Here is a 15,725-nt window from a genome sequence, read left to right as displayed (position 1 = left end):
TCTAGCCGTCATCCCGGCGTAGGCCGGGACCCAGTGGTGTTGGACTTCGGATTTTGCGATAGCGCTATTCCCCAGCCAGCACCGGAATATCAAACACCTGCCGCAGATACGCCACGTAAGCGGTGTCATCGCACATGTTCTTGCCCGGCGAATCGCTCAGCTTTGCCACCGGTTGCCCGTTACAGCGAACCATCTTGATCACGATGTTGAGCGGCGTCGGGCCGACGTCGTTGGTGAGGTTGGTGCCCACGCCGAATGCGAGTTGGCAACGGCCGCGAAAATGCGCGTACAGCTGCATCACCTTCGGAATATCCAGGCCATCGCTGAAGACGAGCACCTTGCTGCTCGGATCGACACGATTGGCGCGGTAGTGCGCCAGCACACGCTCGCCCCATTCGAACGGATCTCCCGAATCGTGCCGCGTACCATCGAACAGCTTGCAGAAGTACATATCGAAATCGCGCAGGAAAGCACTGAGTCCATAGACGTCCGACAGCGCAATGCCCAAATCGCCGCGATATTCCTTGGCCCAGGTTTCCAGTGCGGCCACCTGCGAATCGCGCAGCCGCGGCCCCAGCGCCTGATGCGCCTGCAGATACTCATGTGCCAGCGTACCTAGCGGGCGCAGATCGAGCTGACGCGCCAGCCACACGTTGCTGGTGCCGGTCAGCTGCTCGCCGAGCCCGTCGCGCAACGCGGTAACGACCTCTTCCTGCCAGGTGCGCGAGAAACGCCGGCGCGTGCCGTAATCGGCGATCCGGCAACCGCTGTAATCGGCGGTATCGCGCAGCAGCGCGATCTTGTCGCGCAAGCGGCGACGTCCCTCCGCCAGATCGAGCTTCGGCTGCGTATTGCGAAAATACACCTCGTTGACGATCGCCAGCAGCGGCACTTCGAACAGGATCGTGTGCAGCCAGGGGCCGACGATACGGATCTCAATCTCGCCGTTGCCCGCCGCCGAGGGCTCGATCTGCACATATTTCGCATTGAGATGAAACAGCGCGAGAAAGTCGACAAAGTCACTCTTGATGAAACGCCAACTACGCAGGTAATCCAGTTCGTCGTTGGTGAAACGCAGGCTGCACAGCGCCTCCAGCTCGGCGCGGATTTCTTCGATATACGGCACCAGGTCCACGCCGGGGTTGCGGCACTTGAAACGGTACTCGACCTGCGCCGCCGGATAGTGATGCAACACCACCTGCATCATCGAAAACTTGTACAGGTCGGTATCGAGCAACGAGCTGATGATCATCGGACACTCTGGCGCACAGGACGAACGATTATGAGCTGGAAGTCCCCGTCTAAGCGAGCAGGCGTAAACGCGAGGCAAAAAAAACCCCGGGGGCCAGGGGAGGGGCCGCCGGGGTTTGTCGGGCCGGGATCCTTGGGGAAGGATAGATCCAGCCCCTCAGTGACCGATCTAGCCAGGTCACTTCGGGTCGCCATCACGGCGATCATGAAACTTAGATGGCGTTCCCTTGGAAAAGTTCAAGGGCACCTACATGAACAATCGTTCATCGAGGACATGCGCCATCGCTCTCGTCGGTTAATTGGGCCAGCCAGATATTTTTCAAGCGACCGAGCGCTTTCGCCACATCGCTACAATGATCACCATGGGAAAGGAGATATCCATGCGTCGCGTTTTGTTTGGTTTTTGTTTGGGATGGTTAGGCCTCGGCGCCTCAGCCGCGGAACTCAAGATCGATCTCGGCCAGGGCGCACCGCAGACCTACCAGACCGCTCAGCTGATCGCGCGCCAGGACCTGCGCACGATCGATATCCCCAGCGACGTCGCCTACAAGCGCTCCATGCACTATCGGGCCATTCCCCTGCGCGCCCTGCTCAACGGCATCGGCCCCGAAGACCATCTGCAATTTGTCGCCAGCGACGGCTTCGCGGCGGAGATTCCGGCCTCCCTGTTGCTGGACGAACGCGGCAGCGAGGCCTGGCTGGCGGTCGAATCCCCAACCCAACCCTGGCCCGCACTGGGCCCGGGAAAGCCCAGCGCCGGCCCTTTCTACATCGTCTGGACGCACCCGCAGGCGGCGCACATCGGCCAGGAGCAATGGCCCTACCAAGTTGCCTCGATCCGCAAGCTGGCGGATGTCTCCCAGCGCTTTCCCGCCATGCGGCCTGACTCCGCCCTGCCCGCCGACAGCCCGATTCGTCGAGGCTATGCGGTATTTCAGCGCACCTGCCTGGCCTGCCATACGCTCAATGGCAGCGGCGACGCCAAACTCGGCCCCGATCTGAACATTCCGCACAACCCGACCGAATACATCCGTGCCGACCTGCTGCGCGCTTACGTGCGCGACCCGCAGTCGCTGCGTCATTGGCCTGAGGCGAAGATGCCCGGCTTCTCGCGCGACTCGCTATCGGATCAGGACCTGGACGATCTGCTGGCGTATTTGCGGCATATGGCAGGCCGAAAGGCGGCGCCGTAAGTCTCAGGGGGCAGCCGCCTGCACTGGCGGCTCCTTTTGGGCCGCATCCAGCAGTGTCTGTAGGGACTCGTTGCGCTGCTTGAACGGCTGTTGCGCAAGCGTGCGCACTGCCGTGTAGAACGCGGGCCATTGCGACTCGCTGCGATGAAACAGCTCGGTGAACGCAGGCAGCCAGTGATCGTAGATGCCGAACGGCAGCAGCCGCGCATTGTTGATCGGCGCGGCTACCCAGGCGTCGTAGCCATGCTGGCCTGGCCAGTCGTGATCCCGCCATTGCGCATAACGCTGGCGAAAGGCCTCGATCTCGCGCTGTTTTGCCGCAGCCAGCGTTGTCTCATCGCCGCCTTGCGCATACGCCTTGCGCAATCGGTCGCGCAGGTCGAGAACCAGTTGTGTGAAGCCATCGTCCATCGCTTCGCTGCGCCCCTTCTGCGGGGGCAGGCCACGTGATTGGCGCCACTGCCTCAAGCCCTCGTCTTGAACGAAACTTGCGAAAGATTCGTTAAAGGCGCTGTCGCCTTTGACGTAGATCAGCTGATGGGCCAGCTCATGAAAAATCGTGCTGGCCAGTTCGTCATCGTCCCAGCGCAACATGCTGCTGAGAATAGGATCGGCGAACCAGCCCAGGGTCGAATATGCCGCCACACCACCGACCCAGACATCATCGCCATCGGCTTTCAGCTGCTGCGCCCGTTGCTTGGCTTTGGCTTCGGTGAAATAGCCCCGATAAGGCACGCAGCCGGCAAAAGGAAAGCATTGCCGCACGGCATCGACCGAATAGGGCGGCGTCGCGAACACGTTCCACACCACATAGGGGCGATCCAGCGCGACATAGCCGGTATAGCTGCGATTGTCCGGCAGCCCCAGTTGGCTCGACGCAAATCGCCGGGCCTGTTGGGATAGCGCGAGCCGTGCTTTCAGCTTGGGATCGACCTGCGGGTCGCCAAGCAGCTTGGCAACCGGCCTGCGATCCAGCACCAGGGCCGACTGTCCACGCGCGATGTGCGCGTAGTAACCCAGCGTCTGGCAGCCGACAAACAAAAGGCCCGCGGCGGATAACACCACGAGCCTTGCGATACGGGATAACCCGGTTGGCATGCGATATCGCTTCGACATGCCGCCATTGTGCCTGTTACTTAACGCCCGTGGCCGCCGCCACCGCCGTGCCAGCCGCCATGGCCGCCGCTCCAATGCCCACCACCGCCGGGGCGACCATGGTAGCCACCGTGGCCGTAGTAACCACCATGACCGTAGTAACCGCGGCCGCCCCAGTAGCCGCGACCGTAATAACCGCGCCCATACCAGACATTGATACCCGGCGCGTAGCCATAACCGTAGCCGTAACCCGGATACCAATAGCCCGGCACGCCGCCGTAATAGGCGTCGTCGTAGACCACCGTACTGCCCGATCCGTAATACGCGTCGCCTACGTAAGCGCTGCTGCGCACGTAGCTGTAACCAGGGTCGTAGTAACAGCCCGAAAGCGTTGCGACGGCACCACCAAGCATCAATCCGGCTAGTAAGCGTTTCATACAAGGACCTCCCGGTCGCTACGACATCACGCTAAGTCCACCCCGTTGAATGGGTACTGAGCCGGACAAAAACAAGCCGGCGGGCATTTACCCGCCGGCCATATAGACACAGCCATTTATCTGATGGCCATGCGCACGCTAAATCTTGCTGCGCCGATTGAGATCGCCTTGCAGATGCACGGGTTGGCCAAGCCCTGAATCCTGCGCGGAGGTATCGCCGCCGTTTTGCGGCGGATGACTTTCTTCCGTGGGATGGGCTTGCTGATCGGCACCGGGCCAGTTGGGCCCCTGACGTACGCGCTCTTGTTTGGCGACGAGCAGCGCCTGGATATGCGCTACCGCCTCTTCCGGACTGATGTGCTTGACCGGCTCGGCCTTGGCTTCGGCAGCAGGCTTGGGCTTTGCAGGCTTCGGCGCGGACTGCTTTACGACAGCCGGCTTGGGCGGTGCCGCGTTCCTGGTCGCTGCTTTCTTCGCGACAGGCGCCTTGGTGGCGGCTGGCTTGCTCGGCATCGTCTTGGTGACCGTCTTCTTTACGGCGACTTTCTTGACGGCGGCCTTCTTGCCGACGGCCTTGCGTGCAACGGTTTTCTTCGCGACGGATTTCTTGACGGCAGCTTTACGCACTACGGTTTTCTTAACCGCTTTGCGAACGGCTTTCTTTGCCGCTGCCTTTTTAGCCACGGTCTTTTTTGCCGCTGCCTTCTTGGCCGGCGCCTTGCGTGCGGCGGCTTTCTTTACCGGGCTCTTGCGGGCCGCTGCTTTCTTGGCGGGCTTTTTTACCGTAGCCGTATTTTTACGAGATACGGCCTTTTTTGCTGCTTTTTTTGCCGCGGACTTCTTCGCGGCAGACTTGCGGGTCGTTGCCATGCGTCTTTACTCCTGCGGTTAACAAAAGGCTCCGACGTGTCTCCTCTACGTCAGATGACTGAGCATTAGCACCGGCAAGATGTATCCGGAATGAGCGAATCTTACGCTCTCCGATGCAACGCACTGTGATGTTTTACATCAAAAGCGCGGCCGCATCAGCTGATCGATGAAAATCGACAGTCGTTCCGGTTGCACCATCAGCGTAAAAGCCACGCCGTAAGCCGCTCCCCACAGGTGCGCGCTGTGATTGATATTGCCCTGCCCGCGCCGGTCCATGTAGACCGAATAAATCACGTAAAGCACGGCGTAGAGGATGGCCGGAATCGGAAGAGCAAAGTAGAGAAGGATCTTCGCCCAGGGCTGAAAGAGAATGGACGCGAACAGCACCGCGGACACGGCGCCTGAGGCCCCCAGGCTGCGATAGTTGGCGTTGCCGCGGTTGGACAGATAGGTCGGCAGAATCGAGACGATCAGCCCACCAAGATAGAACAGCGCAAAACCGAACGTACCCAACGTATGGGTGTAGTACTGCTCCATCACCCGGCCAAAAAAGAACAGCGTGAGCATGTTGACCAGCAGGTGGCCGAAATCGGCGTGGAGAACGCCGTATGTCACCAGGCGGTAGTACTCGCGCTGGCGCGTGATCGCGGGCGGCCACAGGATCAACTCGTTCATCAGGCGGCTGTTGTTGAACGCCATGAACGACACCACGCAGGTGATGGCGATAATGATCAGGGTGACCGGCATGCGGATTTCCATAACGTTTGGACGAAAGGCGGCATATTGACGAGCCTGCCTGCGCTTGTCGACACCTGCCCTGTCTGCGTCCGGCCGCGCTTCGTTGCACTGCCACAAAAGGCGCCGGAGGACTATCATTCGGCGCTTTAGTGCGGCCGGTTGCCGCCACGACTCCCTTCATGTCACCCATTCGTTACCTGCATCTGGACGTCTTTGCCGCCACCCTGGGCGGCGGCAATCATCTTGGCGTCATTACCGATGCCCGCGGCTGGAACGATGCGCAAATGCAGCGCTTCGCCCGCTGGACCAACCTGGTCGAAACCACGTTCCTGTTGCCGCCCAGCCAGCCCGATGCGAGCTATCGCGTGCGCATCTTCACGCCGCACAAGGAAATCCCTTTCGCCGGCCATCCCAGCATCGGCAGCGCACATGCCGTACTGGAAAGCGGCCTGGCCAAGCCGGTCGACGGCGTGCTGTGGCAGGACTGTCTGGCCGGCGTACTGCCGATCCGCGTCGAAGGCGAAGGTCCTGCACGACAGTTACTGTTGAAATCACCGCGCGCCAAAGTGGTCTCGCAAGGCGTCGATGCGCATCCATTGCTTGCCGGCGCGCTGTCCGGCATCGGCATGGGCAAGTTGCCGCCGGCCTTCGTCGAAGGTGGCCGCCACTGGTGGGTGGCCGAGTGTGCGGACGAGGCCAGCCTGCGCGCCTGGCAACCCGACTACGCCGCCATCGGCGAACTGGCCAAAGCCACCGACAGCCTGGGTATCTGCGTGTTCGCACGCAGCAACCATCCCGATTATCAACTCGTGGTGCGGGCACTACCCGCAGGCGTGGGCATCGTCGAAGACCCCGCTTCCGGCGCCGCCAATGGCCTGATCGGTGCCTATATCGCTCATGCCGAGCCCGATGGTCCGCTCGCACAGGGCTATACCGTCAGCCAGGGCCGCGAGATCGGCTACAACGCGCAGTTGCTGGTGCGTATCGACGGCGCCATCTGGGTCGGCGGCAAGACCAATACCATCATCGATGGCCATGTGCACTGGAACGGCGCCGAGTGAGCCAAGCGCCGCAAATCTGGGTCGATGCCGATGCCTGCCCGGTCGCGATCAAGGAAACTCTGTTTCGCGCCGCCGAGCGCGAGCAGGTTAACGTCACGCTGGTGGCTAACCAGTGGCTGCGTACGCCGCCGTCACGCTTCGTGCGTGCCGTACAGGTGCCCTCAGGCCTGGATGTCGCCGACAACGAGATCGTGCAGCGCCTGAGCGCGCAGGACCTGGTGGTCACCCAGGATATTCCACTGGCCGCGGCGGTAATCGAGAAAGGCGCGCTGGCGATGCATCCGCGCGGCGAGCTCTACACGACCGAAACCATCGCGCAACGGCTGTCGATGCGTAATTTCATGGATGAGTTGCGCGGCGCGGGTGTGGACACCGGTGGGCCGGCGGCGTTTCACGCGCGGGACAAGCAGGCGTTTGCCAATCAGCTCGATGCGTGGCTTATGCGTCGGCGAAAGATGCTGGGTTAAGCGCACGACACGCCTTGAAAAGCCTCAGTTTCTCCTATCGTCATCCCGGCGCAGGCCGGGACCCAGTGGGCTCAGTTTCCGGTTTTCGCAGCAGAGCAGATTCTCATTTGCTCTCGCGACAACCGATCGCAAAGCCACTGGGTTCCGGCCTGCGCCGGAATGACGAGTAGAAAGGTTTTTCGGGGTTCCACCGTCGCGACCGCAACACCAAAGTCCCGTCAATCGCCCAGATTCGCCCGCCGCGCGGCCACCAGCGACAACGAAGCCAGATCCAGGTCTTCGTCGCCCTGCGCCAACGCTTCGAGTAAGCTGTCGCGCAGCAAGCTGGCAAACGGCAATGGCACGTGTCTGGAGGTGCCCGCCTCCAAAGCCAGGCCGATATCCTTCGACGCCAGCGGCAGAGCGAAACCGGCCGGCTTGAAACGCTGCTCGACGATCGACTTGCCGTACCCCTGATACACCGGAGACGCAAACAGCGTGCTGGTCATGATCTCGAGAAAATCGCCCGCGCTGACACCATGCGCGCGCGTCAGCGCGGATGCTTCAGCCATGCTTTCCACTGCCGTCACCAGCATGAAGTTGCCGGCGATCTTGACGATGTTCGCACGCTCGGGCTCCTCGCCCAGCGGCCAGATTTTCGCCCCCATCGCCTCAAGCAGCGGCTGCACTTTTTGTACCGCCGACACCTTGCCTGCCGCGAGAATATTGAGCTTGCCCGCCGCGGCCACGTCCGGCCGACCAAAGACCGGCGCGGAGACATAGCCCAGATTGCGCTTGGCATGTTCCTCGACCAGCACCCTGGCCAGTTCCACCGAGATGGTGGCGTGATTGACGTGCACGGTGCCGGGATCCATCCCATCGAGCAGGCCACTGTCGAGGATTACCTCGCGTACGGCCTTGTCGTTGGCCAGCATGCTATGTAGCACTTCGCCCTGCGCGGCCCGATCGGCCGTGGCGGCAGCTTTCGCACCCAGCGATACCAGCGGCGCCGTCGCGGCCTCGGAACGATTCCATACGGTGACCGTGTGGCCCGCCTTGACCAGGTTGCTCGCCATCGCGGCGCCCATCGCACCCAGGCCGATAAATCCGACTTTCATAGACACACCTTTCGATGGATAGATTGGCAGTGAAGCATGGGGTTCGTTTACGCAAAGCAAAGGGCATGTGGCGACACCAGCACGAAAAGCGTCAAACCACCTCGCCGGCAGCCTGCCCCGATGCCCACGCCCACTGGAAGTTGTAGCCACCCAGCCAGCCGGTGACATCGACCACTTCACCAATGAAGAAAAGCCCGGGAACGAGCTTCGATTGCATCGTGCTGGAAGAAATGCCGTCCGTATCGACGCCTCCCAGGGTGACCTCGGCGGTGCGATAGCCTTCGGTGCCGCTGGCGGTGATCGGCCAGTCGTGCAATTGCTGGCCCAGGCCGCGCAGCTCATGCTCCTGCCATTGACGCATCGGCCGGTTGCCCAGCCAGCGCTCGCACAAGCGCTGTGCAAGGCGCTTGGGCAACAGGTCGGCGAGCACGTTCTTCAATTCAGCCGCGGGCCGCTCGGCACGTTGCGCGATCAGCCAATCGCCGACATCCGTATCCGGCGACAGATCGATACGCAAATCGTCGCCGGGTTGCCAATACGAGGAAATCTGCAGGATCGACGGGCCGCTGATCCCGCGATGGGTAAACAGCATGCCGGCACGAAAGCCCTGCTTGCCAACCCGCGCCTCGACCTGCGGCAAGGCGACACCGGCCAGATCCTGGTAGTGCTCCTGATGCTTGCCGCTCAAGGTCAAGGGCACGAGGCCGGCGCGCGTGGGCAGCACCGCATGGCCAAACAAGCGTGCCAGTTCATAACCAAAACCGCTGGCGCCCATGCTCGGGATCGAAAGGCCACCAGAGGCAATAACCAGTGAATCCGCGTGCACTTCGCCACGGGCGGTTTTCACCGCAAAACCCTCTTCATCGCGGCGCACCCGCTCCACGCCACAGCTGGTTTCGATCCGCACGCCGGCCGCAGCGCATTCATCCAGCAACATGCGCAGGATCTGCTTGGACGAATCGTCGCAAAACAGCTGACCCAGCTCTTTCTCGTGATAGGCGATGCGGTGTTTTTCGACCAGCGCGATAAAGTCGTACGGGGTATAGCGCGCCAGCGCCGACTTGGCGAAATGCGGGTTGGTGCACAGGTATTGTGCAGGCGTTACGCCCAGGTTGGTGAAATTGCAGCGCCCGCCGCCGGACATCAGGATCTTCTTGCCGACCTTGTTGGCATGGTCCACCACCAGCACGCTGCGGCCGCGGTAACCCGCCACCATGGCGCACATCAGGCCGGCCGCTCCCCCGCCAATGATCAACACATCCACTTTCACTGAAATACCGCCATCGAGATCGCCATGGCCGACGATTATCCGCTACCTTCGCGCCTATCGCTTACACTGACACTTTGCATCGTAAAGGACTCGCCGCCATGCCCTCATTTGACGTCATCTCCGAAGTCGACAAGCACGAACTGACCAATGCCGTCGACCAGGCCAATCGCGAGTTGTCCACCCGCTTCGACTTCAAGGGCAGCGACGCCAAGTTCGAGCTGGACAAGTTCGTCATTACCCAGACCGCGCCAAGCGAGTTCCAGCTCCAGCAGATGCTGGATATCCTGCGTGCACGCCTGAGCAGCCGCAAGATCGATATCCGCGCGCTGGAAGTCGAGGACCCGGAAACCAACCTCGCCGGCTCCCGCCAGAAAATCACCGTCAAGCAGGGTATCGAGCAGCCGATCGCCAAGAAGCTCGTTGCCGCGCTGAAAGAAGCCAAGCTGAAGGTCGAAGCGCAGATCAACGGCGACAAGCTGCGCGTTACCGGCAAGAAACGCGACGACCTGCAATTGGCGATGGCGCTATTGCGCAAGACGGACGTGGAACTGCCGCTGCAGTTCGACAACTTCCGCGATTGACAAGAGGTAAGACGGCAAGCGCCGCTTGTTGTGAGGAGTAAGAAAAATAGACGAGAAGCATGCTCTCTCTATTTTCTCACTCCTCCGAGGCCGCCTGCGGCCGAACTCACCACTCGCTCACGCCTGCCCGGCCACCACGTTCACCGTCAACGCAATAATGAACACGTTGAAGAAGAACGCGATCACGCTATGTAGCAAAGCGACCCGGCGCATATAGCGGCTGGTGATCTGTACATCGGAGACCTGGAAGGTCATGCCGATAACGATGGCGAAATAGGCGAAATCCCAGTAGTCGGGCTGCGGGGTTTCCGGAAATTGCAGGCCTTCGTGCTTCTTGCCGAAGTTGCCGTAATAACCGTGCGCATAGTGCATCGCGAACATGGTGTTCATAAACAGCCACGACAGCACCACGCTGGCCGACGAGAGCACGATCGAGCCGGCGCCGCCGTCCTTGGACGAATGCAGTTCCGTGCCCAGCGCCACCATCACCACTCCAGTCAGGACGATACCGCTCCACAGAAAACCCCAGCGACCACTGTCCTGGGCTTTTGCCTGCGATCGCATCTGATCGGGACTGGCCTTGTTGAACAACCAGGCCACCATGCTCAGGAAGGCCAACGCACCGACGTCGAAGCCGAGTAGCAGCGCAAGCGTCAGGCGCACGCCGGAGAGATAAAGCAGCGTGCTTATGACGACGAAAATCAGTGCAGACGTCATCATGCGCGGTCGCGCACGCATGGCATGGAAGGGACGCCAGCGCCACTTGGGTTTTGCATGCGTGTTCATGCTGGCCTCCTTGTCATCCGAAGGCCGTGTTCGATCGATCGTGACTTGTTCAAGCGCACCGCCCTCTACCCGCCTCCATGGCGGATTACGTGCGCATCATAACGATCACGCGCGCAGATCGGCATATTCCGGATGGCGCTGCATCCAGGCTTGTGCGTAAGAACATGCGGGCACCACTTTCCAGCCTTCCTTGCGCGCGGTATCCATCGCCTCGCGGGTCAGTTCGGCGGCAATACCGCGACCACCCACAGCTTCGGGCACCACGGTGTGCGTCACCGTCATGACGTGCTGATCGAGTAAATAGTCGAGCACGCAAGCGACGCCTTCCACGCGCGCCTCGAAACGATGCCGGGCGCGGTCATGCCGGATTTCGGGGGACATGAGGAACTCCTTTTCGCAGATCGGGAATCAAGCATAGGCCGGAGCGATGGGAATCCCATGTGAAAGATTATCCATTGACGACCTTGCGCCGGGTTTGTAAGCGCCGTGCACGTACCGCCTCGGCAAGATGATCGAGCAGTTGCACGGATTGCTCCCAGTCCAGACAGCCATCGGTGATGCTCTGACCATAGGTCAACGGCTTGCCCGGCAGCAACGCTTGCTGGCCGCCCACCAGATGGCTTTCGACCATCACACCGATGATCCGCTGTTCTCCGGCTTCCAGCTGACTCGCAATGTCCTCGGCAACAGCTGGCTGGTTCTCCGGGCGCTTGGCGCTGTTGGCATGGCTGGCATCGATCATCAGGCGCGGCGCAAGCCCGGCTTTTTCCATGGCCATGCAGGCCGCCTGCACGCTGTCGGCATCGTAGTTCGGCACATGGCCGCCGCGCAGGATCAGATGACAGTCTTCGTTACCGCTGGTGGCGGCGATGGCGACATTGCCCTCCTTGGTCACGGCGAGAAAATGATGCGGTTGCGAAGCGGCCTGAACCGCATCCACGGCAATCTTGACGTTGCCATCGGTGCCGTTCTTGAAACCGACCGGACAAGAAAGCCCCGACGCCAGTTCGCGATGCACCTGGCTCTCGGTTGTGCGCGCACCGATCGCGCCCCAGGCGACCAGGTCCGCGGTGTACTGCGGCGTAATCATGTCGAGAAATTCGCAGCCCGCCGGCAAACCCAGATCGTTGATGTCGTGCAGCACGCTGCGCGCGAGGCGCAATCCCTTATCGATGCGAAAGCTGCCATCGAGATCGGGATCGTTGATCAGCCCCTTCCAGCCCACCGTGGTGCGCGGCTTTTCGAAATACACCCGCATGACGATCTCCAGCGCATCGCCATGCCGCTCTCGTTGAAGCCGGAGCCGCTGTGCATATTCGAGCGCGGCCTGCGGATCGTGGATCGAACAGGGGCCGATCACCACCGCGAGACGATCGTCGTCACCGGCGAGGATACGGTGGAGTGCCTGGCGCGCATCGCTCACCGTGGCGGCGGCGCGTTCGCTCAAGGGATATTCGCCCATCACCTGCTCGGGCGTGCTCAGGGGCTGGATGCTGCGAATGCGTAAATCGTCGGTATGGCTGCTCATGGGAAACGTCCTTGGTGGGGTTCCGGTGGCGGCCAATAAAAAACCGCCAGTGGAGGCTGGCGGTTCGGTCTGGGATTCTTGTTTGATCTCGTTACGACGATCGCGCCCATGCCTCCGCCTGTGGCTTCGGATAGCCGTAAAACCAGAAATACAGGGCGGTGGTGTGGGAGGTCATGGGCCGTAGTGATAGCACAACTATGGGCTTGTGCAAAGCACCATCACGCCGGCTGAGCAATCAGCGGCGCCCGGCGCCGGATCCCGATCGCCAGCAACGAGGCCACGATGCCGAAAGCGCCTGCGATAACGAACGATTCCAGATAGTTACCCTGCTGCACGCGCATGAAGCCGGCGAAGAATGCCGCACTGGCCGCCCCCACCTGATGCCCCGCGGCGACCCAGCCAAATACCACCGGTGCATCCTGATCGCCGAACGCTTCGGCGGCCAGCTTCAGGGTCGGCGGCACGGTGGCAATCCAGTCCAGGCCATAGAACACGCCAAACAAAGCCAGGCTGTGCAGCGAGAAATCCGAATACGGCAGCCAGATCAGCGACAACCCGCGCAAGCCGTAATAGACAAACAGCAATTTGCGCGGATCGAAGCGATCGGTCAGCCAACCCGATAGCGTGGTGCCGATCAGATCGCAAAAACCCATCATCGCCAGCAGACCCGCGGCGCGGACTTCGGGAATGCCGTGATCGCCGCACATCGCGATGAAATGCGTGCCGATCAAACCATTGGTCGTGAAACCGCAGATAAAAAACGTGCCGAACAGGAACCAGAAGGTCCGATGACGCGATGCTTTCGCCAACGTACCCAGCGCAATTGCCAGCAAGTTGCGTCGCGGCGGCTCCTGTACAACGGTGCCGGGTTCCGCGCCATAAGGCACCAGCCCCGCATCGGCCGGCCGCTCCGGCAGCAACCACCACACCAGCGGCACCAATACCGCGCAAGCGATCGACACCGTCCATACCACCGGCTGCCAGCCACCATGCGCGGCGATCGCCGCCAGCGCAGGCAGGAACGCCAGCGTGCCCGTTGCCGTGCTCGCGGTGAGCAAGCCCAGCATCAGGCCACGATGCTTGACGAACCAGCGATTGACGACGGTTGCGCCCAGTACGATTGCGACGCAACCCGAACCGATGCCGGAAAACACGCCCCAGCTAAGCAGCAGATGCCAGGGTTGGGTCATCCAGTTGCTCGCCGCGATCGACAAGGCCATCAATGTCAGCGCAGCCATCAGCGTGTGGCGGATACCCACCGCCTGCATCAACGCCGCGGCAAACGGACCGACCAGGCCATAGAGAAAAATGCCCACCGCCGCCGCCAGCGAAATGCTGTCGCGACTCCAGCCGAACGCCTGACCCAAGGGCAGTATCAGCACGCCCGGCGCGGCACGCACACCGGCGGCAGCCAGCAGCGCCAAAAAGATCACACCAGCCACGACGAAAGCGTAGCACTGGCCCCAGGGACGTTTCCGGACTATAGTCATGTTACCGATCGGTACGTGGTTTCGGCGCATCATACGTACCGATCGGTAACATCGTCAACCTGTCGCGCATATGGCTATCAAACAGACACCCAAGACCCCTGCCCCCGAACCGACCAAGCTCCGCGCTGCCGACCGTATCCGGCAGACCGCGCAGGAGCTGTTCTATCGCGAGGGCATCCGTGCTGTCGGTGTCGATGAGATCGTCACCCGTGCAGGTGTTACCAAGCCCAGCCTGTATCGCAGCTACGCGTCCAAGGACGAGCTTGCCGCCGAATATCTGCGCGACTATGAAGTGGCCTTCTGGGCGCGCTTCGATAGCGAGAAAGATCGGCATCCCGACGATGTGCGTGCGCAACTGCTCGGCTATATGCAGGGACTGGCGCAGCGCGCATCTAAGCGCGACTACCGCGGTTGCGGGCTCACCAATGCGGCGATCGAGTATCCGCAGACCGATCATCCGGCGCGCAAGGTCGCACAAGAACACAAGCGCAAATTGCGCGCGCGGCTGGTGCAGATGTGCAAGGCGATGCAGGCACGCCAACCGGAGTTGCTGGCCGATGGCCTGCTGCTATTGCTCGAGGGAACCTATGCTTCCGGGCAGACGTTTGGCGAGCACGGGCCCGCTGCCTCATTGGTCGAGGTAGCTCAAACCCTGATCCGATCGCAGGTCGACTGACTCAGGCTTTGCGCTGGTCGAGCCAGACGCCAAGCCCCTGCGCATTCAATTCCACGTCCATGCCGAGCAGGACAAGCAGTTCGTCACGCGAACCTTGCCAGCCGTGCAGATGTGCGCGTTCGAGATAGAGGCGCGCCAGCGCATCCTTCATGGCCTCTTGGCGTTCCGGCGCCTCGTTGAGACTTTGCGCGATGGCCACCATGGCGTCGATCAGTTCGCGCAGATCTTCGGCAAGCTTGGATACCGTTTCGACCCGACCGTAATGCGTCAGGTACATCGCCTCGGGTTTGAGCGCGAGCAATCGGTCGATCGATGCATGTAGCGCAACCGGGTCGAACTGCACCGGCGTCGTGGTCGGCAGGATAAACGGGCCCGCTGCCGTATCCAGCTCGCGATAGGAAAGCCCGAACGTATCGCCGGTAAAGCAGACACGCGCGCGTTCGTCATAGATGGCTTGATGATGCTTGGCGTGCCCGGGAGTTTCCAGGCACAGCAGTGGCCTTCCCTGCAAATCCACCACATACCCATCCGCCGATTCGATCACCCGCTCAGCCGGCACCGGCCGCAAACGACCGTACTCGCGCTGCATGGTCTCCTCGCCATAAACCGCGCTGGCGCCGGCCCACAGCATGGAAGGATCGATCATGTGCCGCGCGCCACGCGGATGCGCCACCAGTTGCGCATTGGGCAACTTCGCCATCAGCTCGCCCGCGCCGCCAGCGTGATCCAGATGCACATGGGTCAGGATCAACCAGTCGACATGCTCAGGCTGCAAACCCGCGTTATCCAGCGCGGCGAGCATGCGCGGCACCGAATAATTCGTGCCGCAATCGATAAAGGCGCCGTGACCGTTCTCGACGATGAGATACGCAGCATCGAAGTGTGGACGGAAAAAGCCGGTGTCGATGGTATGGATGCCGTGGGGATGCATCGGCGGGGCTCGATTTTGGGGAACTGGAGGATAACAAGGAGAATGTGAGCTTGGGATTTATTTGGTTTTTTTCCGTGCTTTATCTGCTGCGAATGTAGCGAGAGTCGATGCGCCGGGCGTTGTGGTTCTGAGGACTAAAAGCCCCCCTCACCCCAGCCCTCTCCCCCGGCAGAGCCAGGGGAGAGGGAGCAAAACCACGTGATGCTGAAGACTTGTCTCAGTGCGCCCCCTCTCCCCTGGCTCTGCCGGGGGAG

The 15,725-nt window shown here is 61.4% G+C and carries 17 protein-coding genes; 5 read left to right on the top strand and 12 right to left on the bottom strand.

Annotated elements, in window-relative coordinates:
* Nucleotides 1-64: 64 nt before the first annotated feature.
* Entirely contained in the window at nt 65-1,252 is a 1,188-nt protein-coding gene (gene pncB / locus QMG46_RS11910) for a nicotinate phosphoribosyltransferase (RefSeq protein WP_281852739.1), read from the bottom strand.
* Nucleotides 1,253-1,631: 379 nt separating this feature from the next.
* Between pncB and QMG46_RS11905 the strand changes: the two genes are divergently transcribed.
* Nucleotides 1,632-2,444 (top strand): c-type cytochrome, encoded by an 813-nt coding sequence (locus QMG46_RS11905; RefSeq protein WP_281852738.1) that lies wholly within the window; start codon nt 1,632-1,634, stop codon nt 2,442-2,444.
* A 3-nt stretch (nt 2,445-2,447) separates the two neighbouring features.
* On the opposite strand, the gene QMG46_RS11900 is transcribed toward QMG46_RS11905, so the two are convergent.
* The 4 genes from QMG46_RS11900 to QMG46_RS11885 all read right to left on the bottom strand — a co-directional run bounded on the left by QMG46_RS11900 (nt 2,448) and on the right by QMG46_RS11885 (nt 5,593).
* A complete protein-coding gene (locus QMG46_RS11900) occupies nt 2,448-3,560 on the bottom strand; it encodes an aminopeptidase (RefSeq protein WP_281852737.1) in 1,113 nt (370 codons plus the stop codon).
* 20 nt (nt 3,561-3,580) lie between these two features.
* Nucleotides 3,581-3,976 (bottom strand): hypothetical protein, encoded by a 396-nt coding sequence (locus QMG46_RS11895; protein WP_281852736.1) that lies wholly within the window; start codon nt 3,974-3,976, stop codon nt 3,581-3,583.
* 138 nt (nt 3,977-4,114) lie between these two features.
* Nucleotides 4,115-4,846 (bottom strand): histone H1-like repetitive region-containing protein, encoded by a 732-nt coding sequence (locus tag QMG46_RS11890; RefSeq protein WP_281852735.1) that lies wholly within the window; start codon nt 4,844-4,846, stop codon nt 4,115-4,117.
* A gap of 138 nt (nt 4,847-4,984) precedes the next feature.
* Complete coding sequence (locus QMG46_RS11885; RefSeq protein WP_281852734.1) at nt 4,985-5,593, bottom strand: rhomboid family intramembrane serine protease; 609 nt, start codon at nt 5,591-5,593, stop codon at nt 4,985-4,987.
* 170 nt (nt 5,594-5,763) lie between these two features.
* Here QMG46_RS11885 and QMG46_RS11880 point away from each other — a divergent pair, with 170 nt between their 5' ends.
* Together QMG46_RS11880 and QMG46_RS11875 are read left to right on the top strand one after the other, a co-directional pair.
* On the top strand, nt 5,764-6,645 hold the full coding sequence (locus QMG46_RS11880) for a PhzF family protein (RefSeq protein WP_281852733.1): 882 nt from the start codon (nt 5,764-5,766) through the stop codon (nt 6,643-6,645).
* A complete protein-coding gene (locus tag QMG46_RS11875; protein WP_281852732.1) occupies nt 6,642-7,112 on the top strand; it encodes a YaiI/YqxD family protein in 471 nt (156 codons plus the stop codon). The genes QMG46_RS11880 and QMG46_RS11875 overlap by 4 nt, the downstream gene beginning before the upstream one ends.
* Nucleotides 7,113-7,330: 218 nt before the next feature.
* Here QMG46_RS11875 and QMG46_RS11870 read toward each other — a convergent pair whose 3' ends face one another.
* Nucleotides 7,331-8,209: an NAD(P)-dependent oxidoreductase gene (locus tag QMG46_RS11870; protein WP_281852731.1), complete on the bottom strand. Its 879-nt coding sequence runs from the start codon at nt 8,207-8,209 to the stop codon at nt 7,331-7,333.
* Between the two features lie 91 nt (nt 8,210-8,300).
* Nucleotides 8,301-9,479, bottom strand: a complete 1,179-nt coding sequence (locus tag QMG46_RS11865; RefSeq protein ID WP_281852730.1) for a BaiN/RdsA family NAD(P)/FAD-dependent oxidoreductase — start codon at nt 9,477-9,479, stop codon at nt 8,301-8,303.
* Between the two features lie 98 nt (nt 9,480-9,577).
* Here QMG46_RS11865 and QMG46_RS11860 point away from each other — a divergent pair, with 98 nt between their 5' ends.
* Nucleotides 9,578-10,060, top strand: a complete 483-nt coding sequence (locus QMG46_RS11860; RefSeq protein ID WP_281852729.1) for a YajQ family cyclic di-GMP-binding protein — start codon at nt 9,578-9,580, stop codon at nt 10,058-10,060.
* A gap of 117 nt (nt 10,061-10,177) precedes the next feature.
* Here QMG46_RS11860 and QMG46_RS11855 read toward each other — a convergent pair whose 3' ends face one another.
* The 4 genes from QMG46_RS11855 to QMG46_RS11840 all read right to left on the bottom strand — a co-directional run bounded on the left by QMG46_RS11855 (nt 10,178) and on the right by QMG46_RS11840 (nt 13,864).
* Nucleotides 10,178-10,846 carry a DUF1345 domain-containing protein gene (locus tag QMG46_RS11855; RefSeq protein WP_281852728.1) on the bottom strand — a complete coding sequence of 223 codons (669 nt, stop codon included), beginning with the start codon at nt 10,844-10,846 and terminating at the stop codon, nt 10,178-10,180.
* 105 nt (nt 10,847-10,951) lie between these two features.
* Entirely contained in the window at nt 10,952-11,227 is a 276-nt protein-coding gene (locus QMG46_RS11850; RefSeq protein WP_281852727.1) for a GNAT family N-acetyltransferase, read from the bottom strand.
* Nucleotides 11,228-11,294: 67 nt separating this feature from the next.
* Nucleotides 11,295-12,374 (bottom strand): 3-deoxy-7-phosphoheptulonate synthase, encoded by a 1,080-nt coding sequence (locus tag QMG46_RS11845; protein ID WP_281852726.1) that lies wholly within the window; start codon nt 12,372-12,374, stop codon nt 11,295-11,297.
* A 218-nt stretch (nt 12,375-12,592) separates the two neighbouring features.
* Nucleotides 12,593-13,864 (bottom strand): MFS transporter, encoded by a 1,272-nt coding sequence (locus tag QMG46_RS11840; RefSeq protein ID WP_281852725.1) that lies wholly within the window; start codon nt 13,862-13,864, stop codon nt 12,593-12,595.
* Nucleotides 13,865-13,934: 70 nt separating this feature from the next.
* On the opposite strand from QMG46_RS11840, the gene QMG46_RS11835 reads away from it, so the two are divergent.
* Nucleotides 13,935-14,540, top strand: a complete 606-nt coding sequence (locus QMG46_RS11835) for a TetR/AcrR family transcriptional regulator (protein WP_281852724.1) — start codon at nt 13,935-13,937, stop codon at nt 14,538-14,540.
* Nucleotide 14,541: 1 nt separating this feature from the next.
* Here the strand turns inward: QMG46_RS11835 and QMG46_RS11830 are convergent, their stop codons facing one another.
* On the bottom strand, nt 14,542-15,471 hold the full coding sequence (locus QMG46_RS11830) for an MBL fold metallo-hydrolase (RefSeq protein WP_281852723.1): 930 nt from the start codon (nt 15,469-15,471) through the stop codon (nt 14,542-14,544).
* Nucleotides 15,472-15,725: the final 254 nt, after the last annotated feature.

It is taken from the genome of Dyella sp. GSA-30 (assembly GCF_027924605.1).
Taxonomy (GTDB): domain Bacteria; phylum Pseudomonadota; class Gammaproteobacteria; order Xanthomonadales; family Rhodanobacteraceae; genus GSA-30.
Note: the sequence above shows the minus strand (reverse complement) of the source record. Positions and strands in the feature narration are given on the sequence as shown.

Coding starts and splice junctions, on each gene's coding strand:
- QMG46_RS11870 (WP_281852731.1), bottom strand. CDS start 8,209: ATGAAAGTCGGATTTATCGGCCTGGGTGCGATGGGCGCCGCGATGGCG.
- QMG46_RS11855 (WP_281852728.1), bottom strand. CDS start 10,846: ATGAACACGCATGCAAAACCCAAGTGGCGCTGGCGTCCCTTCCATGCC.
- QMG46_RS11850 (WP_281852727.1), bottom strand. CDS start 11,227: ATGTCCCCCGAAATCCGGCATGACCGCGCCCGGCATCGTTTCGAGGCG.
- QMG46_RS11880 (WP_281852733.1), top strand. CDS start 5,764: ATGTCACCCATTCGTTACCTGCATCTGGACGTCTTTGCCGCCACCCTG.
- QMG46_RS11830 (WP_281852723.1), bottom strand. CDS start 15,471: ATGCATCCCCACGGCATCCATACCATCGACACCGGCTTTTTCCGTCCA.
- QMG46_RS11885 (WP_281852734.1), bottom strand. CDS start 5,593: ATGCCGGTCACCCTGATCATTATCGCCATCACCTGCGTGGTGTCGTTC.
- QMG46_RS11840 (WP_281852725.1), bottom strand. CDS start 13,864: ATGACTATAGTCCGGAAACGTCCCTGGGGCCAGTGCTACGCTTTCGTC.
- pncB (WP_281852739.1), bottom strand. CDS start 1,252: ATGATCATCAGCTCGTTGCTCGATACCGACCTGTACAAGTTTTCGATG.
- QMG46_RS11860 (WP_281852729.1), top strand. CDS start 9,578: ATGCCCTCATTTGACGTCATCTCCGAAGTCGACAAGCACGAACTGACC.
- QMG46_RS11890 (WP_281852735.1), bottom strand. CDS start 4,846: ATGGCAACGACCCGCAAGTCTGCCGCGAAGAAGTCCGCGGCAAAAAAA.
- QMG46_RS11835 (WP_281852724.1), top strand. CDS start 13,935: ATGGCTATCAAACAGACACCCAAGACCCCTGCCCCCGAACCGACCAAG.
- QMG46_RS11900 (WP_281852737.1), bottom strand. CDS start 3,560: ATGTCGAAGCGATATCGCATGCCAACCGGGTTATCCCGTATCGCAAGG.
- QMG46_RS11845 (WP_281852726.1), bottom strand. CDS start 12,374: ATGAGCAGCCATACCGACGATTTACGCATTCGCAGCATCCAGCCCCTG.
- QMG46_RS11905 (WP_281852738.1), top strand. CDS start 1,632: ATGCGTCGCGTTTTGTTTGGTTTTTGTTTGGGATGGTTAGGCCTCGGC.
- QMG46_RS11895 (WP_281852736.1), bottom strand. CDS start 3,976: ATGAAACGCTTACTAGCCGGATTGATGCTTGGTGGTGCCGTCGCAACG.